Source organism: Hymenobacter polaris (assembly GCF_012927305.1).
Lineage (GTDB): Bacteria > Bacteroidota > Bacteroidia > Cytophagales > Hymenobacteraceae > Hymenobacter > Hymenobacter polaris.
Map to the genome: position 1 here is coordinate 1,458,205 of NZ_JABBGH010000001.1, position 26,577 is coordinate 1,484,781.

At 63.9% G+C, this 26,577-nt stretch carries 17 protein-coding genes; 6 read left to right on the forward strand and 11 right to left on the reverse strand.

From position 1 onward, the window contains the following. The first annotated feature begins 8 nt into the window (after positions 1-8). The gene (xseB, locus tag HHL22_RS06240) at positions 9-332 is read left to right on the forward strand and encodes an exodeoxyribonuclease VII small subunit (RefSeq protein WP_169530078.1); all 324 of its coding nucleotides are present in this window, start codon (positions 9-11) and stop codon (positions 330-332) included. A 23-nt stretch (positions 333-355) separates the two neighbouring features. On the opposite strand, the gene HHL22_RS06245 is transcribed toward xseB, so the two are convergent. From HHL22_RS06245 to HHL22_RS06255, 3 genes are all read right to left on the reverse strand, one after another. Continuing rightward, complete coding sequence (locus HHL22_RS06245) at positions 356-898, reverse strand: heme NO-binding domain-containing protein (RefSeq protein WP_169530079.1); 543 nt, start codon at positions 896-898, stop codon at positions 356-358. Between the two features lie 140 nt (positions 899-1,038). Further along, positions 1,039-1,908, reverse strand: a complete 870-nt coding sequence (locus HHL22_RS06250) for an anti-sigma factor (RefSeq protein ID WP_169530080.1) — start codon at positions 1,906-1,908, stop codon at positions 1,039-1,041. A 19-nt stretch (positions 1,909-1,927) separates the two neighbouring features. After that, positions 1,928-2,488, reverse strand: coding sequence for an RNA polymerase sigma factor (locus tag HHL22_RS06255; protein ID WP_317172630.1), 561 nt, complete (start codon positions 2,486-2,488; stop codon positions 1,928-1,930). Positions 2,489-2,675: 187 nt separating this feature from the next. Between HHL22_RS06255 and HHL22_RS06260 the strand changes: the two genes are divergently transcribed. After that, entirely contained in the window at positions 2,676-4,040 is a 1,365-nt protein-coding gene (locus HHL22_RS06260) for an NAD-dependent succinate-semialdehyde dehydrogenase (protein ID WP_169530081.1), read from the forward strand. A 189-nt stretch (positions 4,041-4,229) separates the two neighbouring features. Here HHL22_RS06260 and dinB read toward each other — a convergent pair whose 3' ends face one another. The 8 genes from dinB to HHL22_RS06300 form a co-directional block, all read right to left on the reverse strand. Beyond that, a complete protein-coding gene (gene dinB, locus HHL22_RS06265) occupies positions 4,230-5,300 on the reverse strand; it encodes a DNA polymerase IV (protein ID WP_169530082.1) in 1,071 nt (356 codons plus the stop codon). A 58-nt stretch (positions 5,301-5,358) separates the two neighbouring features. After that, positions 5,359-6,132 (reverse strand): YdcF family protein, encoded by a 774-nt coding sequence (locus HHL22_RS06270; protein WP_169530083.1) that lies wholly within the window; start codon positions 6,130-6,132, stop codon positions 5,359-5,361. Between the two features lie 173 nt (positions 6,133-6,305). Further along, positions 6,306-6,662: a thioredoxin domain-containing protein gene (locus tag HHL22_RS06275; protein ID WP_169530084.1), complete on the reverse strand. Its 357-nt coding sequence runs from the start codon at positions 6,660-6,662 to the stop codon at positions 6,306-6,308. Positions 6,663-6,753: 91 nt separating this feature from the next. After that, positions 6,754-8,532: a DUF885 domain-containing protein gene (locus HHL22_RS06280; protein ID WP_169530085.1), complete on the reverse strand. Its 1,779-nt coding sequence runs from the start codon at positions 8,530-8,532 to the stop codon at positions 6,754-6,756. A 38-nt stretch (positions 8,533-8,570) separates the two neighbouring features. Then, positions 8,571-9,617 carry a tetratricopeptide repeat protein gene (locus HHL22_RS06285; protein WP_169530086.1) on the reverse strand — a complete coding sequence of 349 codons (1,047 nt, stop codon included), beginning with the start codon at positions 9,615-9,617 and terminating at the stop codon, positions 8,571-8,573. Positions 9,618-9,642: 25 nt separating this feature from the next. Beyond that, positions 9,643-10,437, reverse strand: coding sequence for an SDR family NAD(P)-dependent oxidoreductase (locus HHL22_RS06290; RefSeq protein WP_169530087.1), 795 nt, complete (start codon positions 10,435-10,437; stop codon positions 9,643-9,645). Between the two features lie 81 nt (positions 10,438-10,518). Further along, positions 10,519-13,245, reverse strand: a complete 2,727-nt coding sequence (locus tag HHL22_RS06295) for a DNA gyrase/topoisomerase IV subunit A (protein WP_169530987.1) — start codon at positions 13,243-13,245, stop codon at positions 10,519-10,521. A gap of 527 nt (positions 13,246-13,772) precedes the next feature. Then, the gene (locus HHL22_RS06300) at positions 13,773-15,701 is read right to left on the reverse strand and encodes a DNA topoisomerase IV subunit B (RefSeq protein WP_169530088.1); all 1,929 of its coding nucleotides are present in this window, start codon (positions 15,699-15,701) and stop codon (positions 13,773-13,775) included. Positions 15,702-15,925: 224 nt separating this feature from the next. On the opposite strand from HHL22_RS06300, the gene HHL22_RS06305 reads away from it, so the two are divergent. The 4 genes from HHL22_RS06305 (at position 15,926) to HHL22_RS06320 (ending at position 26,571) form a co-directional block, all read left to right on the forward strand. Continuing rightward, the gene (locus HHL22_RS06305; RefSeq protein ID WP_241737979.1) at positions 15,926-17,188 is read left to right on the forward strand and encodes an AI-2E family transporter; all 1,263 of its coding nucleotides are present in this window, start codon (positions 15,926-15,928) and stop codon (positions 17,186-17,188) included. 111 nt (positions 17,189-17,299) lie between these two features. Then, the gene (locus HHL22_RS06310) at positions 17,300-17,761 is read left to right on the forward strand and encodes a ferritin-like domain-containing protein (protein ID WP_169530089.1); all 462 of its coding nucleotides are present in this window, start codon (positions 17,300-17,302) and stop codon (positions 17,759-17,761) included. 122 nt (positions 17,762-17,883) lie between these two features. Next, a complete protein-coding gene (locus tag HHL22_RS06315; RefSeq protein WP_169530090.1) occupies positions 17,884-19,389 on the forward strand; it encodes an exonuclease domain-containing protein in 1,506 nt (501 codons plus the stop codon). A 525-nt stretch (positions 19,390-19,914) separates the two neighbouring features. Continuing rightward, positions 19,915-26,571, forward strand: a complete 6,657-nt coding sequence (locus tag HHL22_RS06320; protein ID WP_169530091.1) for a polyketide synthase — start codon at positions 19,915-19,917, stop codon at positions 26,569-26,571. Positions 26,572-26,577: the final 6 nt, after the last annotated feature.

Sequence of the window (26,577 nt, forward strand, 5' to 3'; positions counted from 1 at the left end):
TCAAAGAAGTGACTTACAACGAAGCCATTCAGGAGCTGGAAGGAATTCTTCGCAGCCTCGAAACCGACCAGGTAGATGTGGACGACCTCACGGCCCGCGCCGAGCGCTCGGCCGAACTCATCCGCCTCTGCCGCCACAAGCTGCGCCACGCCGAAGCCTCGCTTGACCGCGTATTTGACTCGCTGGACGAGGAAGAAGCTGAGGAAGACGAAGAGCAGGACGAGGGCGAGGAGGAAGGCCTTGACAGCGACGAGCCCACCGATGACGAAGCCGACGAGCACGATTACCGCCGCGGCGGCCCCGGCCGGCCCAGCGCCCCTAGGCTCTTTTGAGGGCTTTGAGCTGACGCACGGGCCTAGGGGGTGCGCCGCACGTGAATCTGCACCCGCTGGCCTTCCTCGCTGGTGGTGGGCTGCACGTCGATGCGGTCGGCCTCGTCGAAATAAGCAGCCAGGCCCCGCACGATGCCCACGGCCAGGCCGCCCATGCGGCGCGGCGACACGTAGTCAATCAGAACCTCGTTTTCATTCAGGCGCTGCACGTTAAGCACGGGAGGCGAATTTTCGGGGTGCTCGCGGCGCACTTGATTGTGCATTGAGTGCTCGGTGTGCTCCAGCATGTCTAGGGTGCGCCACTCGGGCTTCACAAACCGCTTGTACATGTACATCAGGTCGGGCACGAGGTACTCGCCAAATTTTTCGTGCAGCTCGCCGGGCGGAATACCAGCAGCTACTGCCGCTTGGCCTACTAAGGCGTACAGATGCTCGTCGGGGTAAACTTCCTTATGGCTAAAATCGCCCGAAGTGAGGCCGGCAGCCTCTACCAGGCGCACCCAGGCAGCGTGGTCATACTGGGTCTGGACGTAGCGTTTCAGCAGCGAGAAGATAGTACCGTGCATAGCGTTGGTAGGAAAAAAGAAAGGGCTAGGGCTCGCTTCAACGCCGCAGCGCCCGAAATGTTGAAAGCAAAAGCCCACCCCGCTACTGGCAGCGGGGTGGGCCTACTGAAAGTAAAGCTTGGAAGCTGCGCTTAGTTCTCTTAGATATTCCCTACCACGGTCATGGTGTTCAGCGTGGGATTTACGCTGCCGCCGGTAGGTTCAATGGTCATGGCGAAGGTTTGGGCGCTGGCGATGTCCTTCATTTGCTGCAAGCCATCACCCGAGGCGGTGGCGGCGGTCAGCATGCCCGCGTCGATGGGCTTGCCTTTGTCAAGGGCCCACAGCTGGTACTGCTTGCCGGCGGGCAGCGGCGGCAGCTGCTGCACGTCGAGGTACACGCGGTGCTCGCTTTTGCTGTAGAGCACCCGGGCGTGGGCTTGCGGGTGGGTGGGCGTGCCGGCCAGCGCCACCAGCTTATACTCGTCGGGCGAGCGCAGCACGTGCAACTGCTGGCGGGTATCGGTCAACTCGCGGTTGAGCACCTGGGTGGTGCTGGCCACGCGGGCCTGGTCGTTTTCGAGAGCTACCAGGCTTTCGCTGGCTTGCTGCCAGCGGCTATACAGCAAGGCGTTACCTACCAAACTCAGCAACAAAGCCACCGAGGCCGCGATGGCCCAGCCGCTGCTGCGACCGGCGGCAGGGGCCGCCACGGGGGCCGCGGCCACATGCGGGTTGGAGGCCGACACGCGCATGGTTGGGGCCTCGGCAACGGGAGTCGCGGGGGCGGCGGGCGGGCCGATTTGGGCAAATACCGCGCTCAGGACCCGCTCGCGCATGGCGGGGGGCGGCGCTAGGGCGTGTGCCTCAGCGTATACCCCTAGGCCCGCTTCCAGCGCCTCCAGCTCCTCGCGCACTTGCGGAAAGCGCGCGGCCCAGTCTTCTACCTCGGCCTGGGCGGCCGGCGACAGCTCACCGAGCACGTATTGCTCGAGGCGGCCAGATTCAATATATTCTTGGTAATCTTCCACGATTCGAAAGGAAACAGAGTTAGCGGACCAGTTTAGCAAGCATTTTCAGAGCGGTGCGGGCGCGGGTTTTTACCGTTCCCAGGGGCAGGTTGAGTTCCTCGGCCGCCTCACTCTGGGTGAAGCCGCCGAAGTAGAGCAGGTCGATAACCTGGCGCTGCTCGGGCACCAATTGCTTGGTAATCTCTTGCAGGCCAATGTGCTCGGGGCGGAAGCTGTCGGGGCTAGCCTGCCGCTGGGCGGTGAGGCTATCGTCGAGGCTTTGAACACTGGCACTTACGCGGTGCTGGCGCGAGCGGATTTTATCAATCGCTAAATTTCGACTGATGTTGACGACCCAGGTAAAGAGGCGGCCTTTGCTGGTATCGTAGCTTTCTATCGAGTTCCAGATTTTGACCAGCGCTTCCTGCAGCACGTCCTCGGCCTCGCTATCGTCCTTCACGATGCGCTGAATGACGCCGAAGAGCGCCGCCGAGTAGCGGTCGTAAAACTCGGTCATGGCCGACTGCTGGTGCGCGCGCAATCGGCCCACTAAGGCCGCTTCGGCGGCCGTTGGCGTGGATATTAAAGATTGTTCAGACACGGGAGTGATGAGCTAACAGTCATGGGGGGGGCGTTGGTGCCCACGGGGTGGGGTAAGTACGGGTGCGCTAAAGTAACAGCGGCTGCGTTGCCAGCGCGGCCAGCCCGGCGCGGGCTGCCGGCTAAGCTGGGCCATACGCCAGCCCTGCCAAAACCCGGCGGTCCGCTAGCCGCGTTATACGGGCTATATGGTCTACGAATCGATAAACCCTTACACCGGCCGGCGCTTGCGGCGCTTTGCCACCCTAGGGCCCGCTCAGCTTGAGCGCCGCCTGGCGCGGGCCCACCGGGCCGCCGCGCAGTGGCGCGCCACTTCCTTTGCCGAGCGCGCCGCCGTGCTGCACCGCACCGCCGAGCTGCTGCGCGCGCGCCAGGATGAACTGGCCCGCCTCATGGCCCTGGAAATGGGCAAGCCCCTGCGCGACGGCCGCGCCGAAGCCCAGAAGTGCGCCAGTTGCTGCGACTACTACGCCGCGCACGCCGAAGGCTTCCTGGCCGATGAGGAGGTGACAACCGACGGCACCCGCAGCTACCTTAGCTACGCGCCCTTAGGGGTGGTGCTAGCCATTATGCCCTGGAACTTCCCGCTCTGGCAGGTGGTGCGCTTCGCCGCCCCCGCCTTGATGGCGGGCAACGTGGGGTTGCTCAAGCACGCGCCCAACGTGCCGCAGTGCGCCCTAGCCCTCGAAAAGCTGCTGCACGACGCCGGCGTGCCGCCCACCGCCTTCCAGAACCTGTTTATAACGAACGAGCAAGTAGCCGGGCTGCTGGCCGACGACCGGGTGCGCGCCGCCACGCTCACCGGCTCGGAGCGGGCGGGCGCGGCGGTGGCGGCGGCGGCCGGCCAGCACATCAAGAAAACCGTGCTGGAGCTGGGCGGCTCCGACCCGTTCATCGTGCTGGCCGATGCCGACCTAGCGCTGGCCGCCCGCACCGCCGCCCAGGCCCGCCTTATTAACGCCGGCCAAAGCTGCATCGCCGCCAAGCGCTTCATCGTGGAAAAGCCGGTAGTGCGCGAGTTCACGCGCTTGCTGGTAAGCCACTTGCGCCAGCTGCGCTACGGCGACCCGCTGGCCGACACCACCGACTACGGCCCCCTGGCCCGCCCCGACCTGGCCAACCAGCTAGCCACCCAAGTGGCCGACAGCGTGGCCCTAGGGGCTAAAGTGGAGCTAGCCGGCGGCCAGCCCCACCCCGGCAGCACCCGCTTCGACCCTCTGGTGCTCAGCCACGTAAAGCCCGGCCAGCGCGCCTACGCCGAGGAGTTGTTCGGCCCCGTGGCCCTGGTGCTGACGGCCCGCGATGCCGCCGACGCCGTGCGTCTGGCCAACGACTCGCGCTTTGGCCTGGGCGCCGCCATCTGGACCCAAGATGTGGCCCAGGCCGAGCGGCTAGCCCGGCAGCTCGAAAACGGCGCCGTGTTCATCAACGGCCTAGTGAAGTCGATGAACGAGCTGCCCTTCGGGGGCGTGAAAAAGTCGGGCTACGGCCGCGAGCTATCCTACCAGGGCATCCGGGAGTTTACTAATCACAAGGCGGTCTGGATTAAGTAGGGGCCTAGGGGCAGTCGAGTTAAACCAGGCAGAAAGGCGGTCATGCTCATCTGGCATCCGCTTGTCGAAGCATATCTACCGAACAACGTCATGCGGACGACAGCGGTAGAGATGCTTCGACAAGCGGACGCCAGATGAGCATGACCGCCTTTCTGCCTGGTTTAACTCGACTGCCCCTAGGCCCCTCCCCTACTCGAAAAGCCCGAGCTGCTGGCCGGCTTGCACTGCCTCACCTTCGAGGCTCGAGAGCGCCACGCCCAGCAGGCGCACGCCTTGGGCGGGGGGCAGCAGCGGGGCCAGTAGCTCGTGGGCGGCTTGGGTAAAGTGGGCAAGCGAGCGCACCGGCGCGGCGGCTGAGCGGCTGCGCGTCAACTGCTGAAAATTATCGTACTTGAGCTTGAGCGTGACCGAGCGCCCGGCCACCCCTAAGCGCTCGGCGCTGGCCCACACGCTAGCCAGCAGCGGCGCCAGGCGCTCGTAAAACTCGGGCTCCGCGGTCAGGCTTTGGGCAAAGGTGGTTTCGGAGCCGATGGACTTGCGCACCCGGTCGGGCACGACGGGGCGGTGGTCCTGGGCGCGGGCAATGGCGTAGTAGTAGCCGCCGGCCTTGCCAAAATGCTGGCGCAGAAACGCTTCGGTTTGCTGCCGCAAGTCGAGGCCGGTGAAGATGCCCAGGCCGTTGAGCCGCGCCGCCGTAGCCGGCCCAATGCCGTGGAACTGCCCCACCGCCAGCGCCTCTACAAACGCGGGCCCCTCGTGCGGCCGAATCACGAACTGCCCGTCGGGCTTGCGGTAGTCGGAGGCTAGCTTGGCCAAAAACTTATTGTAGGAAATTCCCGCCGAGGCCGTGAGCCCGGTGGCCGCCCGAATGCGGGCCCGAATTTCGCGGGCCCACTGGGTAGCCGTCGTGCCTGGGGGTAGCTGCTGCGTCACGTCGAGGTAGGCCTCATCCAGCGACAGGGGCTCGATAAGCGGCGTGTACTCGGCCAGAATGGCGCGCACCTGCGCCGACACGGCCTTGTAGACCTCGAAGCGGGGCTTCACAAATACCAGCTCGGGACAGCGGCGCCGGGCGGTGACCGAAGGTATGGCCGAGCGCACCCCGAACTGGCGCGCCTCGTAGCTGGCCGCCGCCACCACGCCCCGGCCCAGGGCACCGCCCACCGCCACGGGCCGCCCGCGCAGGGCGGGGTCGTCGCGCTGCTCTACGGAGGCGTAAAACGCATCCATATCGAGGTGAATAATTTTGCGGGCTTCCATCGCAGCAGCTAGCCGAGTGGCTGCCGCGCAAACAAGCAGCGGCCCCCGGCCGATTCCCTTAGCAGTAGCCTCGCACTTTGTACGCGGCGTAGCCCACCAACTCGTGCAGCAGCCGGCCCCAGCGGCTCAGCGCGTCGAGGCTGGGCAGCAGCCAGTAGCTGAGGCCCTGGCTAGGGTCGGTGCTGCGGTAGCCGGCCGGGAAGGGCACCGGGTGCAGCCCCACCTTGGCAAAGCACCCTAGGGCCCGCCGCTCGTGAAAGGCCGAGGTAACGAGCACCAGCGACTTGATAGCCGGGTGGCTGGCCAGCAGCTGCTTAGTATACAAGGCGTTTTCGCGGGTATTGCGGCTGCGCTCCTCCAGCAGAATGGCGCTGGGCGGCACGCCGGCCAGGCGTAGCAGCGTGCTCAGCTGGCGGGCCTCCGAGGTGCGGCCGGGCACCGGGTGCAGCGCGTTCGAGCCGCCCGAAATAATAATGCGCCGCACCCGCCCGGCCCGGTACAGCCACAGGGCATTGGTGAGGCGGTCGGCCCCCGAGTTGAGGTACACCCGGTCGTGGGGCGACTTGCCCTCAGCGGTGATGCCGGTGAGCAGCACGGCCGCATCGGCCGGGGCTACGGCGGCCAGCGGCACTGGCGGCAGCTCCCAGACCAGGGTAGCCGAGTTGACGAGCGCATTGTTGCCCCCCAGCAGTAGCAGCAGCAGGGCCGCCCCCAGCCAGCGCCCGCGCCAGCGGCCGGCGGGCCGGGCCACCATAGCGGCCACCAGCAAAGCCAGCAGCCACAGCCCTGGCGAAAAAGCAAGCAGCAGCAGTTTAGAAAGAATGAAAAACAAAGAAATTCTTATTGCTTAAGTAGTTAGAATAATTCACTGAAAACGTCATGCTGCGTTAAGCCCAGCATCCCGCTCACTCGCTGAGGCTATTAAGCTCTCAGTAGCGAGGGCAAGATGCTGGGCTTAACTCAGCATGACGTTTTCAGTATCGCCCCTGGCGGGTGCCCTAGGGGCTAGTTGCGCACCGGCACGAACGCCCGCAGGCGGTCGAGCTGACCGGTTACCTGTTTTTCCTCGGTCAGGGCGTCGCACTCCAGCAGGCGGCCCTGGCAGTAGCTCACGAAGAAGGGCGCCACTTTCTCATCCATCAGCTTCTTGGCCACCGGGTTCTGGTCGGAGTTGAGGCGCACAAATAGGATGCCCACGTTTTCGGGTGCATCCACAAATTTGGCAAAGGGTGGGGCCAGGACCTCGCAAATCTTACAGTCCTCGGACGTGAATTTGGCAAATACTTTTAGGTTCTCGTGTATCAGGCGGCGCAGGCTATCGTCGGTGGCATCTACCACGTGCTGGCGTTCGGCTTCAGTCATAAATTTCTAACTTAATGGCGGGCGGGAATAAGGACTGCCGCAAAGCCCTAGGATATTTCAGGCGGCAATTGCTTTCCCGTAAAGGTACGGCCTAGCGCCCGAGCATCAGGTCGCGGATGTACTTCACCGGGGCGTTGCCGTAGCTGAGAAACCGCTCGTTGAAGTTCTTGACACTGAACTTGGCATCCTCACGGCGGCGCACCTCATCGCGCAAAGCCACGATGGCCGCGTAGCCCGTGAAGTACGAGCTGAGCTGCACCTGGCTGAGGGTGGCGCGGTGCCACTTGCCGGTGGCCTCGGCCTCTTCCTGAAAGCCCTCGCGCATGAGCAGCTGCTTGATTTGGGTTTCGCTGGCGTTCTGGGTTTGGATGAGATTATCGACCACCGCGTTCAGGGTCGAGCGCATATTCCACTTGTCCCAGAGCAGCCATATCTCGTCGGAGTTGCCGCCGTAGCCGCTTTCTAGCATCATCTTTTCCGAATACACGGCCCAGCCCTCAATCATAGCCCCGTTGGCAAAAATGCTTTTTACCAGCGAGGGCGAGCGGTTGGCATACACCAGCTGAGTGTAGTGGCCCGGAATAGCCTCGTGGATGTTGAGAATCTGCAGGGTATAGTCGTTGTACTCGCGCAGGTAGCTTTCGGCGCGGGCGGCGCTCCAGGTGGCGGGCAGCGGCTCCACGTTGTAGTAGGTGTTAGCCTTGGTGTCGTAGGGGCCGGGCGCGCTCACGCTGGCCCCGGCGCCGCTGCCGCGCATGTAGAGCGGGGTTTCGCGCACTACCAGCGGCTTGGTGGGGTCCTGGGTCAGCAGCTTATGGTCGTTCACATACTTAGTGAGCACCGGAATCTGGCGCTTCACGGCCGCCACGAAGCCATCGCGCGGGGCGTGCTTGAGCGTGAGCTGGTCGATAACCTGCCGAATGAGGGCCAGCGTATCGGCCGGGGCTTTTTGGCCGGGGCAGTATTTGGGGAAGAGGCGCGCCGCTCGGCGGCCCATGTCATGCAGCAGCTCGGTTTTGTGCTGCTGGGCCAGTGCAAACAGCTGGTCGGCCGAGTAGCGCGACTGAATATCGAGGGCAAACTTGCGGTCGAACAGCGCCTTGCCAATGCGGAAGGAGCGGAACTGAGTACGGCCCGCCAGCACGTCCTGCTGTAAAAAAGCGAGGTAGCCCCGAATGGCGGCCTGCGCCCCCGCCACGCGCTGCGTCAGCAACTGCGCCTCGGCCGCGGGCAGGCCCGCCCGGCGGATGGAATCGGCCAGGGCGGGCCCGAACACGGCCAGGCCGCCCTCGTTTTGCTGCACCGCCAGCTCGGTGTGCTCGCGGGTGGGCTGGCTGATGTTGGCGCGGGCGGCAGCGTAGTAGGCGGCGGCGCCCGCAATTTTGTCGGAGATGTTGCGCAGGCGGCGGGCCAGCGGGTAGTGGTGGCCGTTGAGCAGGTCGCCCACGCTGGCGCCCAGGTTGTAGCTGGCCGGGTTCCAGCGCCAGCTTTGCAGCGTGTCGGCGTACCAGCGCTCGCTCACCAGCTCGTTGCGCAAAATGCGCCAGTCAATCTGGTTGCCCGGCGAGAGGCTATCGAGCGCGAAGCCCCCTAGGGTCCCCAGGTTTTGGGCCACGAACGCCGCCTCGCGCTGCCGCTGCGCCCCGTCGGGAATCACGAGCAGCGAGTCGTACTTGTGGAAGCCCTGGGAGGAGGCGTAGTCGGGGTTCAGCCGCCAAAAGCTCAGAATAAACTGGTTTTTATAGCGGTCGAAGCGCGCATCGGCCGGCGAGCTGGCGGTGAGGTGACCGGTTTTGGTGGCCTCCGCATCGGGCCGACCCGAGCAGGCCGAGGCGGCTAGTGCCAACAGCAAAAAGTAAGGAAGTTTCATGCAGGCGAAAAAGCGAAGTAAGCAGTCAGCGCAGGGCTTCACGGCGCGGGCGGGCCTAGGGTTGCCGGGGCGGCCAAGGGCACCAGCCGGGGCCGGGCCCGCAGGTGCTGGTACCAGCGGGCGTGGCGGCGGTCGCGGCGGGTGGCGGCGCGCTGCATGGGGGCCAGCAGCTGCTCGCACAAGCGGTTCATTATCAGGTCTTCGCTGGTATAGGTAGGCTGGCGAACGGCGCGTTGCAGTAGGGCAATGGCGTAGCGGCGGTGATGCCCCTGATACTTGTAGATGCGCGCCAAATCGTAGGTGTACTGGATGCGCTCGGGGGCGAGAGCGCGCGCTTTTTCGAGGGCCGCAATGGCCTGGTCGGTGCTGGCGCTGCGCGGCGCGCCCCCCAGAAACACCCGCGAAAACAGCTTTTCTAGGGCATTGTAGTGGGCCACGCGGTAGTGCCAGCGGCCCAGCAGCTGCCAGGCCTCGGGCAGGTCAGGGCGGCGGGCAGCAGCCAGCATCACCGGGTTTTGCAGCTCCTTAAACAGGCGCAGCCGGTCGCGGGCGTTCAGCAGCCCGGCCTGGCTAAACAGGGCCAGGGCCAGCGCGTAGTTGCTTTCGCCGGCCGTGGGGGCTAGGGCCAGGGCCTGCTCGGCGTAGCGCCGGGCCTCGCCAAAGTAGGCGGCCTTGCGCGTTTCGTCGGTGTAGCGGTTGCCGATGCGCACGCTCAGCACGGCGGCGCGCCATAGGCTCTCGTACTCCTGCGGATTGATTTTGAGCGCCGCCTGGTACTCGGCCAGCGCCGCCGAGTCGTGGTAGCCGGTTTGCAGCGAGGCGGCCTGGCGCAGGTGCCGGCGCAGGGCGGCCGTGTCGGGGTTGGCGCTGCCGCCGGGGCGGGCCAGCGGGCCCAGCTCAGTGGGCGTGGGCACAGCCGGCAGCGAGGGCTGCGAAGTGGTCGTTTGGGCGTGGGCTGGCCCTAGGGCCGCTAGCAGTAGCAGGCAAGCGGCCAAGTGGCGCACAAGGCCCAGCCAGCGCCTCGCGATGCGGTGGCTGGCAACCCGACAGCTAAGCCGACAACCTACGGGAGAAAGGTGCTGCATAACTCGAAAAGCAACCAGCAACCCCCTAGGTTCCTTCGCGCATGAACCGCGTTGCCATCGCCAGCTTTAGCTTGCGGAAAGGCACTAGGCTGATGCCTAAAGCCAGGAGTTTGTTTTTGAGGCCCGTCACCACGTTTAGTTCACCTTGCTGCATGGCTCGGTAGCCGGCTTTGGCCACAGCGGTGGCTGTGGGCAGCTTGCCCTGCGCCTGCGACCAGCCACCCATGTCGGCCCGGGCCAGGAAATTAGTCGCCGTCACGCCTGGACTTAGTACGGTCGCCGTAACGCCGGTGCCTCGCAGCTCGGCATGCAGCGCCTCCGTAAAATTCATGATGTAGCTCTTAGAAGCACCGTACACGGCCATGTGGGGCACCGGCTGGAAAGCCGACGTGGAGCCTACATTCAGGATGCGACCCGTGCGACGACGCACCATATCGCGGGCGACCAGCGTGGTGAGCGTCGTCACAGCTAGTACGTTCAGCGTCAGCATGTCTTCGTAAAGCGCGGCGTCTTCCTGCACCACATCTTTATACGAGCCGAAGCCGGCATTATTCACCAGGTAATCGAGCTGCCAGCCCTGCTCCTGGCACTGCCGGTACACGGCAGCCGCCTGACCAGGCGCACTTAGGTCGGCAGCCAGGCAGCTTACCCGAATGCCGTATTGCCGCTCAAAGTCGGCCTTGACGGCCTCCAGCTCGGGCTGGCGCCGGGCCACCAGCGCCAAGTTGATGCCATCCTGGGCGAAAAGGCGGGCCAGCTCGTAGCCAATACCGCTGGTAGCGCCCGTCACTAGGGCCATCTGGGAAGGAATAGTGGGCATTGGCTAAGTGTGAAGTAGTAAGCGTCCAAGCAAGCTAGTGCGCTTACGTCAAACTACCCCGCGCAGTGACGAGTACGCCCCCTAGAATGACAGGCCCAGCTGCGCCTTGGGCCGCTTCAGCAGCTCGCGCGAGCGCTCTACTTCCTCGGCCGTCACATCTACCGGGCCGGTGGGCTCGGCGTCGGCGGGCGCGTCGGCTTTGGGGGCGCCGCGCTTCTTGGCTTCGCGGCGCACAGGCTCGGGGCCTTCGTCGGTGAGCAAGGTCAGGCCGTGCAGCTTGAAGTAGTTGAGCTTGTTGCCCAGCGCCTTCCAGCCTTTCACGTCGATGAACTGGTCGAGGCGCAGCTTTTCTTTCTCCTTGTCCGCCTTCTTATCGCGCTGCAGCGTCACTTCCACTTCGGGCTCGGCAAAGGCGGTGGCGGCCAGTAGCTTCGAGCCCTTGCTTTCCGAAATAAACAGGAAGCGCTTTTCGAGCGTGCTGGTTTCGATGCGGAACCGCTTGACGTAGTGCGTCTTGGTTTCGCCGTCTACGTACACGGCGCTGAGTACCGTGTCGGGCTCCAGCTTGCGCAGTAGCACGATGTTAGGCAGGTCGAAGTGCGTGTTGAGGTTGGGGGCCAGCACCTCATACGAGCCATCCCTATACACCACCAGAATGGTGTCATCGGTATCGAAGGCGCCCAGGTAGCGGCCGTGGCCGTTGTGGTTGAGGCGGGCCACGGTGCTATCAAAAAACACCTCGCGTCCCCCTAGGGTACTGTCGCCCACCGACTTCTGGGTAATCTTCTTAATCGGCTGCTTGGTCACGATGTTGCCCATCGAGCCCTTGCCCTTGATGGCCAGCTCGGCAAAATCGAAGTCGAACTGCTTGACCCGCGCCGGCGCCTTGTCCGAGAGCTGCACGGCTACTACCTCGCTCTCCGAGTTGGGATTGGCCGTGAGGTAGAGCACTTTCGTACCCTTGGTGCCCTTGGTCAGGTCGTACCCTTTGTCGCGCGTGATGCCCGATACCAGGAAGCGTTTGGCAAAGCTGATGCCGCTGGCGCCGTCCACGTACACCATGTTGTATACCAGGCGGTCGTCGTTCTTGTTGTACACGCCAGCCAGCAGAATGTCCTTGCCCACGAAGGTCTTTTCGGCGATGCGCGTCACCATAAATGTACCGTCGCGCCGAATGGCGATGATGTCGTCCAGGTCCGAGCAGCTGGTGACTTCCACCGCTTTCTCGTCCTTCTTGAGGCCGTAGCCCACGAAGCCGTCCTGGTAGTTGACGTAGAGCTTCTGGTTGGCCACGGCCACTTTCTGGGCCGTCACCACGTCGAAGGTGCGCAGCTGGGTTTTGCGCTCGCGGTTGGCGCCGTACTTCTTCAGCAGGCCCTCGAAGTAGGCAATGGCGTAGCGCGTGATATGGGCCAGGTGGTCGGCCACTTCGGCCAGCTCGGCGTCGAGCCGCTGAATGTACTCCTCGGCCTTGAAGCCGTCGTATTTCGAGATGCGCTTGATGCGGATTTCGGTGAGGCGCGTCAAGTCGTCCTCGCTGATGGGGCGGCGCAGCACCAGGCGCGTGTCGTTGGCCCGCAGCTTCTCGCCCTCGATGCGCACGAACTTCTTAAGCCCTAGGTCGATGGTTTCGAGAATCTGTTCCCAGGTCTCGCACTCCTCGATTTTGCGGTAGATGCGGTTCTCGATGAAAATCTTTTCCAGCGACGCCGAGTGCCACTTCTCTTCCAGCTCCTGCTGCCTGATTTCCAGCTCGCGCTCCAGCAGGCGCACCGTTTTGCCGGTGCTCAGGCGCAGCATATCGTCCACGCCCACGAAGCGCGGCTTGTCGTCGATGATGACGCAGGTGTTGGGCGAGAGCGAAATCTCGCAGTCGGTGAAGGCGTAGAGTGCGTCGATGGTGAGGTCGGGGCTTACGCCGGGCGGCAGCTGCACCTGGATTTCCACGTCGGCCGCCGTGTTGTCCACCACCTTCTTAATCTTGATTTTGTTGGCCTCGCTCGCCTTCACGATGCTCTCCATCAGCGCCGTCGTGGTGGTGCCGTACGGGATGTCGCGGATGACGAGCAGCGTCTTGTCCACCTTCTCAATAGTGGCGCGCAGCCGGATTTTGCCGCCCCGCAGCCCGCTCTGGTAGTTGCTGACGTCGGCCAGGCCCCCGGTCGGAAAATCCGGGTACAGCTGAAACTCGCGGCCCCGCAGCACCGCCACGCTCGCCTGGCACAGCTCGCGAAAGTTGTGGGGCATAATCTTGGTGCTCAGGCCCACGGCGATGCCCTCCACGCCCTGCGCCAGCAGCAGCGGAAACTTGACGGGCAGCGTAATCGGCTCGCGCTTGCGGCCGTCGTAGCTCATCTGCCACTCCGTAATGTCAGGGTTGAAGACCACTTCCAGGGCAAACTTGCTGAGGCGGGCCTCGATGTAGCGCGGCGCGGCGGCCGAGTCGCCGGTGCGCACGTCGCCCCAGTTGCCCTGGGTTTCAATCAGTAAGTCCTTTTGGCCCAGGTTCACCATGGCGTCGCCGATGCTGGCGTCGCCGTGGGGGTGGTACTGCATGGTTTGCCCAATCACGTTGGCCACCTTGTTGAAGCGGCCATCGTCCATCTCCTTCATAGCGTGCATGATGCGCCGCTGCACGGGCTTAAACCCGTCTTCCACGGCCGGCACCGCCCGCTCCAAAATCACGTAGCTGGCGTAGTCCAGAAACCAGTTCTGGTACATGCCGCGCACCGTGGCCACGTCGTGAATCACCTCGCCGGGCGCAAATTTGGCGTCTTCCTCGGGCTCGGCCGGCTCCGTTTCCTCCACCTGTTCAGCGGGGCTATCAGCCTCGGCCTCCCGCCCTTCGTCCAAGTCGGGGGCCCTAAGGTCGGCCGCCTCGCCAAAGAGCACAGCGGCCACCGTAGCGGCGGCTGGCGCGTCTGCTTCGGCCGGCGGCGCCAATTCGGCCGCGTCGGCCGGGGCTAACTCGAAGCTCAGGGTGTCGCCGGCCTGCAGGTAGTCGTCGGAAGCGGAATCGTGGTCGGGAGTAAGCGCGTCAAAAAGAGCCACAAGCAGAAAAATAAGGCCGGTTAGTCAGCCGGCAAAAGTACCGTAAAAATGCGGCAAAGCCCGCTGTTTTACAAGAACGGGCCCAGCCAGAAAGTTCCCAAAAATATTAGCCAGCAAGTAGCTAAACAAGCTAATGTCACTGGATAAATTTACTAAAAAAGCCCGTCATGCTGAGCCTGCCGAAGCATCTCTACCACGCCGCTAGGAAATCGTTGCAACGACCCTAGGCGGCGCGGTAGAGATGCTTCGGCAGGCTCAGCATGACGGGCTTTATCCTCATTGCTTTACGCCAGCGCGATTTCTGGCTCGGGCAGCGTATCGCTGATAAGCAGGTCTTTTTCCAGGCGCAGGTTGTCGATGATGAACTCCTGGCGGGCGGGCGTATTCTTGCCCATATAGTAAGCCAGCACCTGCTGAATCGAGCGGTCCGATTGCAGGATAACGGGCTCTAGCTTAATGTTTTCGCCGATGAAGCGGCCAAACTCATCGGGCGAGATTTCCCCTAGGCCCTTGAAGCGCGTCACCTCGGGGTTGCGGCCCAGCTTGAACATGGCGGCCTGCTTCTCGCTCTCCGAGTAGCAGTAGATGGTTTCCTTCTTGTTGCGCACCCGGAAGAGCGGCGTTTCCAAGATGTAAACGTGGCCGTTGCGCACCAAGTCGGGGAAGAATTGCAGGAAAAACGTGAGCAGCAGCAACCGGATGTGCATGCCATCCACGTCGGCGTCGGTGGCAATAACCACGCGGTTATAGCGCAGACCCTCAATGCCTTCCTCTATGTTGAGCGCGTGCTGGAGCAGGTTCAGCTCCTCATTTTCGTACACGATTTTCTTCTTCAACCCGAAGCAGTTGAGCGGCTTACCGCGCAAGCTGAACACGGCTTCCAGCTCCACGTTGCGGCTCTTGGTGATGCTGCCGCTGGCCGAGTCACCTTCCGTAATAAAGAGGGTAGTCAGCGCCTCTTTTTCGGCGCCGTCCTTGACATTCTCGCCTAGGTGGAAGCGGCAGTCGCGCAGCTTACGGTTGTGCAGGTTGGCCTTTTTAGCGCGCTGGTTGGCCAGCTTCTTCACGCCAGCCATGTCCTTGCGCTCGCGCTCGCTCTGCTCGATGCGCTTGCGCAGCGCCTCCGCCACCGTGGCGTTCACCGACAAGAAGTTATCGAGCTTCTCTTTCACGAAGTCGATGATAAATCCGCGCACCGTAGGGCCGTCGGGGCCCATGTTGATGGAGCCCAGCTTGGTTTTGGTCTGGCTCTCGAACACCGGCTCCTGCACCCGCACCGAAATGGCGCCGATGATGCTGGCCCGGATGTCGGCCGCGTCAAACTCCTTCTTGTTCTGGCGCTGAAAAAACTCGCGCACCGCCTTCACCACTGCCTCGCGGAAGGCCGCCAGGTGGGTGCCGCCCTGGGTGGTGTATTGCCCGTTCACAAACGAGTAATATTCTTCGCCGTAGTCGTTGCCGTGGGTGAGGGCCAGCTCGATATCCTCCCCCTTCAGGTGGATGATGGGGTAGCGCAGGGCGTCGGCGTCGGTTTTGTGCTCTAGCAGGTCGCGCAGGCCGTTTTCCGACACGTACTTCTGGCCGTTGAAGTAGATGGCCAAGCCCGCGTTCAGGTAGCAGTAGTTTCGAATCTGGCTTTCCAGAAACTCCGGGATGAAGCGGTAACTGCGGAAGATGCTCTCGTCGGGCGTGAAGCTGATGAGCGTGCCGTTGCGCTGGCTGGTTTTCTGGGGCCTAGGGTCGGCAGCCAGCTGGCCCTGCGAAAACTCGGCCGCCTTCAGCTGCCCGTCGCGCACGCTTTGCACCAGGAAGTGGCTGCTGAGCGCGTTCACCGCCTTGGTGCCCACGCCATTGAGGCCCACCGACTTCTGAAACACCTTGCTGTCGTACTTGCCGCCGGTGTTGATTTTGCTCACCACGTCCACCACCTTCCCTAGGGGGATGCCGCGGCCGTAGTCGCGCACCTGCACCTTGCTTTCCGACACCTTCACCTCGATGGTGCGGCCGTAGCCCATCACGTGCTCGTCGATGCAGTTGTCGATTACTTCCTTCACCAGCACGTAGATGCCGTCGTCGTAGGCCGAGCCGTCGCCGAGCTTGCCGATGTACATGCCGGGGCGTAGGCGAATGTGCTCGCGCCAGTCGAGCGAGCGGATGCTGTCTTCGGTGTAGCCGTGGGCGGGGGGAGCGAGGGTCTGTAGTTCGTCGTTCATCAGAAAAAATCCGTATGCGGGGCAGCGAAGGGTAAATGTAAGACGCCGACGGCGCTTTGCAACCACCTACTGCCAGTTTAGTTAGCCAAAATTGCCAACCAGGCTGGTATTTCAACCCTTGCCAACGGTGCAAAGTTCGGTTAGCGCCGGCTTCGGCCAGCTGCCTCACCAAACTGGCCCTAGGCTGCTTTCTTCTCACTCACTACCTCACTATAGCTTCTCTAATGTTACCCCCCGCCAACCAGTTCAATACCCCGCGCAACGTGCCGTCGGGGGCTAATATGCACGCGCCCACCCAGGTCAAGCAGCCGCCGGTGGTGTACTTCACTCTGTTTCTAGTGGGCTTGTCGCTGCTGGTGTTCGTGCTGCACAAGCTCGACGACCTGTTTTTACCGCTCATCTACGCCATTCTGCTGTCGCTGCTGCTGATGCCCATCGTCACGCGGCTCGAAAAGTGGCGCTGGCCCCGGATGCTATCCATTGCCACGGCTATCCTGCTGGTTGTCATTGGCATTGCGCTACTCTTCGGCTTCTTTGGCTCCCAAATAATTGGCCTGCGCAGCGAGCTGCCGCTCATCCAAAGCAAGCTAGTAGTGCTCTTCGACCAAACGCAGCAGCAGCTGGCGCAGCGCTTCCACTTCCAGCCCATGAGCCACGAGCAAGTAATTGATTCGTCGCTGGCGGCCCTGCAAAAGCAATCGAGTAAATACTTGGGTTCCACCCTCAATACTACCCTAGGGGTACTGAGCACCGTTACGCTGGTGCCCATCTACATCTTTTGCTTTCTGTACTACCGCGACCACCTGCGCCAGTTTATGTTCCGCTTCGTGGAGGCTGACAAACGCACCACGGTACTGCACACGGTAGATAACATTCAGCACGTGGTGCAGGGCTATATGACTGGCCTGCTGACGGTTATCGTGGTAGTATCCGTTATGAACGCCGTTGGCCTACTGGCCCTAGGGGTGAAATACGCTATTTTCTTCGCCGTTTTCGCGTCGGTGCTGGCCGTCATCCCTTACATCGGCATCATTGTGGGCTCCATCATCCCGGCGCTCATCACCTACGTCGAAACCGGCTCGCTCACGCATGGGCTGGCGGTAATCGGGGTGTTTATGGTGGTGCAGTTTATTTCCGATAATATCCTGGCCCCACTCATTACGGCTTCTAAGGTTAGTCTGAACCCGCTCACGGCCATTATCGCCCTTATTTTGGGCGCGCAGCTCTGGGGCACGCCGGGCATGATTCTGAGCGTGCCGCTGTCGGCCGTTATCAAGGTGGTGCTCGATGCCAACCGCGTCACCGAGCCCTGGGGCTTCCTGCTAGGCGACGTGGGCGATGGGGAAACCACCCAGAAGGACCCCAGCGACGACCGCGGCTTCGTAGCCAAGCTCTGGGACCAGGTGCGCGGCAAGCGCCCCCCACTAGCCCCCGAGCCCAAGCTGCCGCCCATGCGCAATCCGCGGCACGCAGCTGTAAAAAGCTAAATTTTATACGTTCAAAATACAACCGCCCAGGGCTCTTTTGGCGTACAAGTCCCGGATGCTCGGCATCCAAACCGAACGTTCCTTTTCCACGAGTTTAAGCTCTCCCCTATCATGGCTAACGCATCAGAAACCACTGCCCGCGCTTTCACCGACCTGCTCCACCTCAACCGCACCTCGGCCAAGGGCTACCAGGAAGCGGCCGACGAAGTAAAAAGCTCGGAGCTGAAATCACAGCTCACCCAGTATGCCCAGCAGCGCTCGCAGTTTGCGTCGCAGCTCGAGCAGCAGGCCAGCCAGCTGGGTATTTCGGCTGAGGATACCAACACCGTTGAGAGCGTAGCCAACGAGGCTGCCGCTGCCGTGCACCGTGGCTGGATAAACGTGAAGGCGGCCTTCACTGGCAACGACGACTCATCTATCCTGGGCACTTGCGAAACTGGAGAAGAAAGCGCCCTTAAGGCTTACGATACGGCCTTGCAATCGAACGACATCAATCCCTCGTTTAAGTCGGTGCTGGAGCAGCAGCGTAGCGAGATTCAGAGCGCTAAGAGCTGGATTAGTTCACACAAATAAGCTACTCCGCTTGTCCCTTTAAAAAAGCCCGCCCTACCCGGCGGGCTTTTTTTGGGCCCAGCCGGCAACCATCGGGAGCCCTAACTTTGTTAGCCTTCCCTACGCCAGCCTATTTAGTTGCCTTGTACGCGATAATTGATATTGAAACCACTGGGGGCCAGCCCGCCAACGACCGCATCACCGAGCTGGCCATTTTTGTGCACGACGGGCAGCAAGTGGTTGACTCGTACAGCACGCTGCTGAATCCTGGCCGCAGCATTCCGCCCTTCATCACCCAGCTCACGGGCATCACCAACGACATGGTGGCCGATGCGCCGCGCTTCCACGAAGTGGCCCGCAAGGTGGTGGAAATGACCGAGGGCTGCGTATTCGTGGCCCACAACGTGCGGTTCGACTACTCGTTTCTGAAAAAGGAGTTTGCCGACCTAGGGTATAACTACTCGCGCAAAACACTGTGCACCGTGCGCCTTTCGCGCTCGCTCATTCCGGGCCAGCCCAGCTACAGCCTGGGCAAGCTGTGCCAGAATATTGGTATTCCGCTCAACGGCCGCCACCGCGCCGCTGGCGACGCCGAGGCCACGGCCATCCTGTTTGGGCGCCTGCTGCAAATAACCCAGGACGCCGAAGCGCCGGAAGACGCCCACCGCCACTCCGAGGCCACGACCGCCGACACGCTGGCCCGCGTGGATGCCCTAGCCCCCGCCGGCCGCCGGCCCGACGGCAAAGCCGACAAAAAGCCGAGCGCCCGCCGCGTGGCCGCCGTGGCGCAGGCCATCAAAACGGCGCTGCTACCCCCGCTCATCACCCCCGAGCAGGTGGCGGCCCTGCCCCAGGAAACGGGCGTGTATTACTTCCACAACGAGGCCGGCGAGGTTATCTACGTGGGCAAGAGCATCAACATCTACAAGCGCATTCAGCAGCACTTCGCGGTAGATGTAAAATCGCGCAAGAGCCTGGATTTCAAGAATTCGATTGCCGACATTACCTGGGAGCTAACTGGCTCGGAGCTGGTGGCGCTGCTCTACGAATCACACCTGATAAAGCAGCTGAAGCCGGCCTACAACCGGGCGCAGCGGCGCTCGGTGTTTCCGGCCGGCATCTACCTCAAAACCGACGAGCTGGGCTACAAGCGCCTCTACTACGGCCGCGCCGACGCCCGCAACTCCGAAATCCCGATTATCGCGCTCGGCAACCAGTACAAGGCCCAGGGATTTCTGTACCACAAAGTGGCCAAGTACAACCTGTGCCAGAAGCTGTGCGGCCTCTACAAAACCCAGGGCTCGTGCTTCGACTACCAGGTGCACCGCTGCCTAGGGGCCTGCGTGGGCGAAGAAGCCCCCGAGAGCTACAACCTGCGCGTAGACGCCGCCATTGACAGCATCAGCTACGAGCACGAGTCGTTCGTGGTCATCGGGCCCGGGCGGCGGCCCGACGAGAAGTCGCTGGTAGTCGTGGAGAACGGACGCTACGTGGGCTTCGGCTACGTGGATGAAACCTTCACGGCGCGGCGCCTGCAGGACTTCCGGGAGGCCGTGCAGCCCTACGCCGACAACAAGGACGTGCAGCAGATTATCCGCCTGCACCTGCGCACCAAGCGCAAGGGCGAGCAGGTAAAGATTTTCGGCTAAGCGCGCCACCTAGTAGCCCCGGTGCCCAGCCAGGCCCTAGGCCCTTTCTGCTTAGAAAGGACCTAGGGCTTTTTTACGCGCCGAGAAAAGCGTTGAAACGGCAAGTAATAAAATAGCACTTTTACTCTAAATGACTGCCTTTAACCAGTTTCAAAAACTGGTTAAAGTGCTTACCTAATAGGGCTAATAAATACTTATATTTTGCAAGTTGCAAGCAATAAGAAGGCGCTTAAATAATTGATAGCTAGATTTAAACCCGTTTGTTACACAACGCTAAGCACTGGCAAAATAGAATCGAATATTTATACTTAATTTCCTTTATAGTAAATACTTGTCATGCACTAAAGAACAGGTTTATTTTGGATTAATTAGCCCTTTTCTACTTACTTTGCCAGCGCGTATGGCCTAGGTTATATAGGTTATCATGGTGCAATTAGGTATTTATATGTCATTGTATTCCTAAAGGCCATTAGCATAATTATATTATTTGTATATTTTATCCGGTAGCTAGCAGTTACTTATTCTATGAGTTCTCCGGAATCTCCGCTCCCTGACTTGCTCGTTCACGAGTTGGTGGAGCGAGCAGTCGCGACTTACGGTCCCCGGCCGGCCGTAGTGTTTGAGGAGGCGCAGCTGAGCTACCAGCAGCTAAACGAGCGGGCCGATGCGCTGTGCCAGGCCATTTTGCACGCGGCGCCGGCCGCCGAGCTAATCGGCATCAGCGCCGTGCGGGGCCTCGAGATGGTGGTGGGGCTGCTGGCCATTCTGAAGGCCGGCAAAACCTACCTGCCGCTCGACCCTACCTATCCCGCGCAGCGCCTGCGGCAGCTGATAGCCAGCTCGGGCGTAGCTACCTGCCTGGCGCATTCGGCCAACCAGGCCAGCTTTGAGGCCCTAGGGCTCAGCGTACTAGCCTCGGAAGCAGATTACCACTACCCTAGCCCGCGGGTGGCCGGGCCGGGCCGCGAGGTGGTGTGCGTGCTGTACACCTCGGGCTCGACGGGCCAGCCCAAGGGCGTGCGCATGACCCAAACCGGCCTGCGCCAGCTCATGCGCTGGCAGATGGTGCACAACCACGCCCAGCCGGAACTGAACACGCTGCAATTTTGCCACCTCACCTTCGACGTGTCGTTTTTGGAGGTGTTTCTGCCGCTGGTGAGCGGCGGCACGGTGCACCTCATCGGCAATACTTACCGGCTCGATGCGGGCCGGCTGCTGGCCTATATCCGGCGCCACGCCATTCACCGGGCCTACCTGCCCTACGTGGCGCTGCAATACCTGGCCGAGGCCGCCACCACCGAAAACAGCTTTCCGGAATCGCTGCGCGAGATAAGCATCGGCGGCGAGCAACTGAAAATCACGGCCGAAATCCGGGGGCTGTTTGCCGGTATGCCGGGCTGCACGCTCATGCACGTGTACGGCCCCGCCGAGGGCAGCATTTGGGTAACCGAGCACAAGCTGGCCGGCCCGCCCGCCGCCTGGCCCGATATTCCGCACATGGGCTGGCCCATTCTGGCTACCGAGATACTGATTCTGGATGAAAGCCTGGCGCAGCTACCAGCGGGCGAGAGCGGCGAAATTTGCCTGACGGGCGACGTGCTGGCCGCCGGCTACCTGCACGACCCCGCCCAAACGGCCGCCCGCTTTGTGCAGTGGCCGCACCCCAGCAAGGGGCTCATCCGCATCTACCGCACCGGCGACATGGCCCGCTACCGCCCCGACGGCAGCCTGGAGTTTACGGGCCGGCGCGACGACCAGGTGAAAATTCGCGGCAACCGCGTGGAACTGGGCGAGATTGAGGTGGTGCTCAACCGCTTGGCGCTGCTGCGCGAGTCGGTGGTGGTTATCCGCCCTAGCCCCCTCGACGGCCAGAAGCAGGTGGTGGCCTACCTGGTGGCCGAAAGTGGCCAGCCCGACGATGCGGCCGTGCGCCAGGCCATTGCGCAGGCCCTGCCCGACTACATGATGCCCGCGGCGCTGGTGTGGCTGCCGGCGCTGCCCCGCACCATCAGCGACAAGGTAGACAAGAAGCTGCTGCCCGACCCCGGCCGGCAGCGGCCCGCCACGGCCGCTCCCTACCGCCCGCCCGCCACCGCCCTGGAGCGCCTGGTGGCCAGCGAGTGGGCGGCGCTGCTGCAGCTAACGCAGGTGGGGGCCGACGATAACTTTTTTGAGTTGGGCGGCAACTCGCTGCTGGCCCAGAAAACGGTGGCGGCCCTCAAGCAGGCCGGGCACGCGCTGCCCATTACCAAGCTCTACCAGTACCCCACGGCGGCCGGCCTGGCGCGCTTCCTAGGGGGGGCGGCCGTGGCCCCGGCCCCGGCGGCAGTGGCGCCGCCCGCGGCCGGCCATGGCGGCGATGTCGCCATTGTGGGCATGGCGGGGCGCTTTCCGGGGGCGGGCACTGTGGCCGAGCTGTGGGAGGTGCTGCGCGAGGGGCGCGAAACCATCCACTTTTTCAGCGACGACGAGCTGGACGCTACCATTGCGGCCGAGGTGCGGCACGACCCGCTGTACGTGAAGGCGCGGGGCGTGCTGGCGGGCGCCGACCGGTTTGATGCCGCTTTTTTTGGGCTGAACCCGCGCCTGGCCGAACTGATGGACCCGCAGCAGCGCGTGTTTCTGGAAATAGCCTGGGAGGCACTGGAGCAAACCGGCCACCTGCCGCACTGCTACGCCGGGCCGGTGGGCGTGTTTGCGGGCGTGGGCAGCAACACCTACTACCAGCACAACGTGCTGCCCAACCCCCAGCTTATCAGCAACCTAGGGGCGCTGCAGGTGCATACGGCCAACGAGAAGGACTACGTAGCCACGCGCACCGCCTACCAGCTCAACCTGACCGGGCCGGCCGTGAGTGTGTACTCGGCGTGCTCGACCTCGCTGCTGGCGGTGGCGCAGGCCGTGCAAAGCATTCGGGCGGGGCAGTGCACGGTGGCGCTGGCGGGCGGGGCCAGCATCACCTCGCCCGTGCGCAGCGGCCACCTCTACCAGGAAGGGGCCATGCTGAGCCACGACGGCCACTGCCGGCCCTTTGATGCGCAGGCCCGCGGCACCGTGTTTAGCGACGGCGCGGGCGTGGTGGTGCTCAAGAGCCTGGCCGCCGCCCGGCAGGATGGCGACCCGGTGCTGGCCATTATCAAGGGCGTGGGGGTGAACAATGACGGCGGCGGCAAGGGCAGCTTCACGGCCCCCAGCGCCGAGGGCCAGGCCGGCGCCATCGGCATGGCCCTGCGCGACGCGCGCGTGGCGCCGGCCAGCATCGGCTACGTGGAGGCGCACGGCACAGGCACCCCCCTGGGCGACCCCATTGAGGTAGCGGGCTTGCGGCTGGCATATGGCGACGACCTACCCCGGCAAAGCATTGCCCTAGGGTCCATCAAGAGCAACCTGGGCCATCTGACGCACGCGGCGGGCGTGGCGGGCCTCATCAAAACCACCCTGGCCCTGCACCACGGGCAGCTGCCGGCTTCGCTGGGCTTTGCGCAGCCCAACCCGCACTTAGACCTGGACGCCAGCCCTTTCCGCATCAACCACCAGCTGGCGGCCTGGCCGGCCGGCGAGGCGGTGCGCCGGGCGGGCGTCAGCTCGTTTGGGGTGGGCGGCACCAACGTGCACGTGGTGCTGGAAGAGGGCGAGCCGGCGCCGGTGGCCCTAGGGGCTCCCGGCCGCGAGTGGCAGCTGGTGACGTGGTCGGCCCGGTCGGCCACTAGCCGCGAAGCCTACGCCGCGCGCCTGGCCGACCACCTGGCGCACCACCCCGCGCCGGCCCTGGCCGACGTGGCCTACACGCTGCAAAAAACCCGCCCGCCCTTTGCCGAGCAGCGCTTTGCGGTGGCGGGCACGGCCGCCGAGCTGGCCGCTGCCCTGCGGGCGCCCGACGCTGGCCGCTCGGCCCGCCGGCGCCCGGCGCCCGGCGAGGTAGTTTTCCTGTTTCCGGGCCAGGGGGCGCAGTACCTGGGCATGGGGCACGCCCTCTACCAGCGCGAGGCCGTGTACCGGCGGGCCGTGGATGAATGTGCCGCGCTGCTAGTGCCCGCGCTGGCGCTTGACATTCGGGAGGTGCTGTACCCCACCGTGGCCGACGAGGCGGCCGCGCTGCACCTGCACGACACGCGCTACACGCAGCCGGCCCTGTTCGTGACCGAGTACGCCCTAGCCCAGCTGTGGCTGAGCTGGGGCATCGTGCCCACGGTGCTGTGCGGGCACAGCGTGGGCGAGTTTGTGGCGGCGCACCTGGCGGGCGTTTTCACGCTGGCCGATGCCCTAGGGCTGGTAGCGGCGCGCGGCCGGCTGGTGAGCGCGCTGCCGGGCGGCCGCATGCTGTCGGTGCGCCTGGAGCGCGAAAAGCTGCTGCCCCTGCTGCCCGCGGCCCTGGCGATAGCGGCCGTAAACAGCCCCAAGGTGTGCGTGGTGGCCGGCGAGCCCGACGCCATCGACGCCTTCGCGCAGGCGCTCGGCGACTGGCAGGTGCCGCACCGCCAGCTGGCTACCAGCCACGCCTTCCACTCGCCCATGATGGACCCCGTGGTGGATGCGTTTCGCCAGCTGGTGGCTGCGCTGCCCCTAGGCCCCCCGCAGCGGCCCATCGTGTCGACCGTGACGGGCCAGTTGCTGACCGACGCCCAGGCTACCGACCCCGACTACTGGGCCCGGCACCTGCGCCAGCCCGTGCTGTTTGCCCAGGCCGTGGCTACGCTCCTGACTTTCGAGCGGCCGCTGCTGCTGGAAGTGGGGCCGGGCACCGCCACTGCCACGCTGGCCCGGCAGCAGGTGGGCCCGCGCCCGGTGCCCGTAGTGGCCAGCCTGGCGGCGCCCACCGCCGCGGGCGGCGAGCCGCGCGCCCTGCTCGAAGCCCTGGGCCAGCTGTGGCTGCACGGCCTGGCGCCCGACTGGGAAGCCTTTTACGCCGGGCAGGCGCGCCGCCGGGTGCTGCTGCCCACCTACGCCTTCGATGCGGTGCCCTGCTGGGTAGCGCCGCCTAAACTAATTCCGGAGTTACCAGTTAGTCCTCCTATCTATACTGCCGAGCTTACTACTACTTCCGCCACTGCTTATGCTACCCCTACTATGCAAACAAGCGCTATCCTTCCCAAACTAAAGCAAATTATTGAAGAGGCTTCCGGCATTGAGCTGGACAACGTGGCGCCGGAGGCGAGCTTTCTGGAAATCGGCCTCGACTCGCTGCTCCTGACCCAGGTGGCCACCACGCTCAAAAAGGAATTTAGCCTGCCCCTCACCTTCCGCCAGCTTAACGAGGAGTATGGCACGCTGGCGAGCCTAGGCAGCTACCTCGGTCAGCACCTGCCCGCCGACGTGGTAGCTGCGCCACCGCCCCGCCCACTAGTGGCTGCGCCGGCCGCCCCCGCCGCGAGCCTGGCCCCGCCCGCCCCGTTGCCAATGGCCGCACCTAGCCCGGTGGCGGCCGGCCAAGGGGCTATGCTGGGGCTGGTGGCGCAGCAACTGCAGCTGCTGGCGCAGCAAGTGTCGCTGCTGCAAGTAGGGGCACCCGCACCGGCCCCGGCGCTACCCGCCCCGGTGGCGGCGCCCGCGCCACTAGCGCCCGTAGCCGCGGCTGCGGCACCCGCGGCCAGCGCCGGCCTCACGCCCGAAGAAGTAGCGGAGTTGAAAAAGCCCTTTGGCGCTACTGCCCGCATCGAGCGGCAGGCCACCGGCCTGAGCGCCAGCCAGCAACTGCTGCTGCGTCAGCTCACCGAGCGCTATAATCGCAAAACCCAGGCTAGCAAAGCCTACGCCCAGCAGCACCGCGCCCGCATGGCCGACCCACGGGTGGTGTCGGGTTTCCGGCCGCTGACCAAGGAGCTGGTGTACCCGCTGGTGGTGAACCGCTCGCAGGGCAGCCGCCTCTGGGACCTCGACGGCAACGAGTACATCGACGTGCTCAACGGCTTTGGCTCGACCATGTTCGGCTACCAGCCCGACTTCATCAAGGAGGCGCTGCACGCGCAAATTGAGCGGGGCTTCGAGATTGGGCCGCAGCACGAGCTGGCCGGCGAGGTGAGCGAGCTGCTGTGCGAGTTTACGGGCTTCGAGCGGGTGGGGCTCTGCAACACCGGCTCGGAAGCCGTGCTGGGGGCCATGCGCATTGCGCGCTCCATCACCGGGCGCTCGCTGATTGTGGCCTTCACCGGCTCGTACCACGGCATCGTGGACGAGGTGCTGGTGCGCGGCACCCGCCAGCTCAAGTCGTTTCCGGCGGCCTCGGGCATCCTGCCTTCGGCCGTCCAAAACATGCTCATCCTGGACTACGGCACCGACGAGAGCCTGCGCATCATTCGGGAGCGGGCCCACGAGCTGGCCGCCGTGCTGGTAGAGCCCGTGCAAAGCCGCCGGCCCGACTTCCAGCCCGTGGAGTTCTTAAAGCAGGTGCGCGCCGTGACGGCCGCGGCGGGCACGGCACTCATTTTCGACGAGATTATCACGGGCTTCCGCCTGCACCCCGGCGGCGCGCAGGCCCTGTTCGGCATTCGGGCCGATTTGGCCACCTACGGCAAGGTGGTGGGCGGCGGCTTGTCGCTGGGCATCATCGCGGGCCAGAAGGAGTGGCTGGACGCCCTCGACGGCGGCCACTGGCAGTACGGCGACGCCTCGGTGCCCGAAGTGGGCGTAACGTACTTTGCGGGCACCTTCGTGCGGCACCCCTTGGCGCTGGCGGCGGCCAAGGCCTCGCTGCTGCACCTGCGGGCCGTGGGGCCGGCCCTGCAGCAAGGCCTCACCGCCAAAACCGAGCAGCTGGCCCGCGGACTAAACGCGGAGCTGGCGGCCCTAGGGCATCCGTTTGAGGTAGTGCACTTTGGCTCGCTCTGGAAAATCAAGTTCACGCGCGACGTGCCCTACGGCGAGCTGCTGTTCACGCTCATGCGCGAGCGGGGCATCCACATCTGGGACGGGTTTCCGTGCTTCACCACCGAGGCCCACACCGAGGCCGAGCTGGCGCAGGTAGCCACCGCCTGCCTGGCCAGCGCCTACGAGCTGGCCGCCGCCGGCTTCTGGCCCCTGGTGCCCAGCGCCGGCCCTGGCTTCAGCGCCAGCCCTAGCCCCTCGGCGGCCCTCAACCAGCCGCCCGCGCCGGGCGCCCGCCTAGGGCGCGATGCGGGCGGCAACCCGGCCTGGTTTGTGGCCGACGCGCAGCATCCCGGTGGCTACCGGCAACTTAGCGTTTAGTAAGCC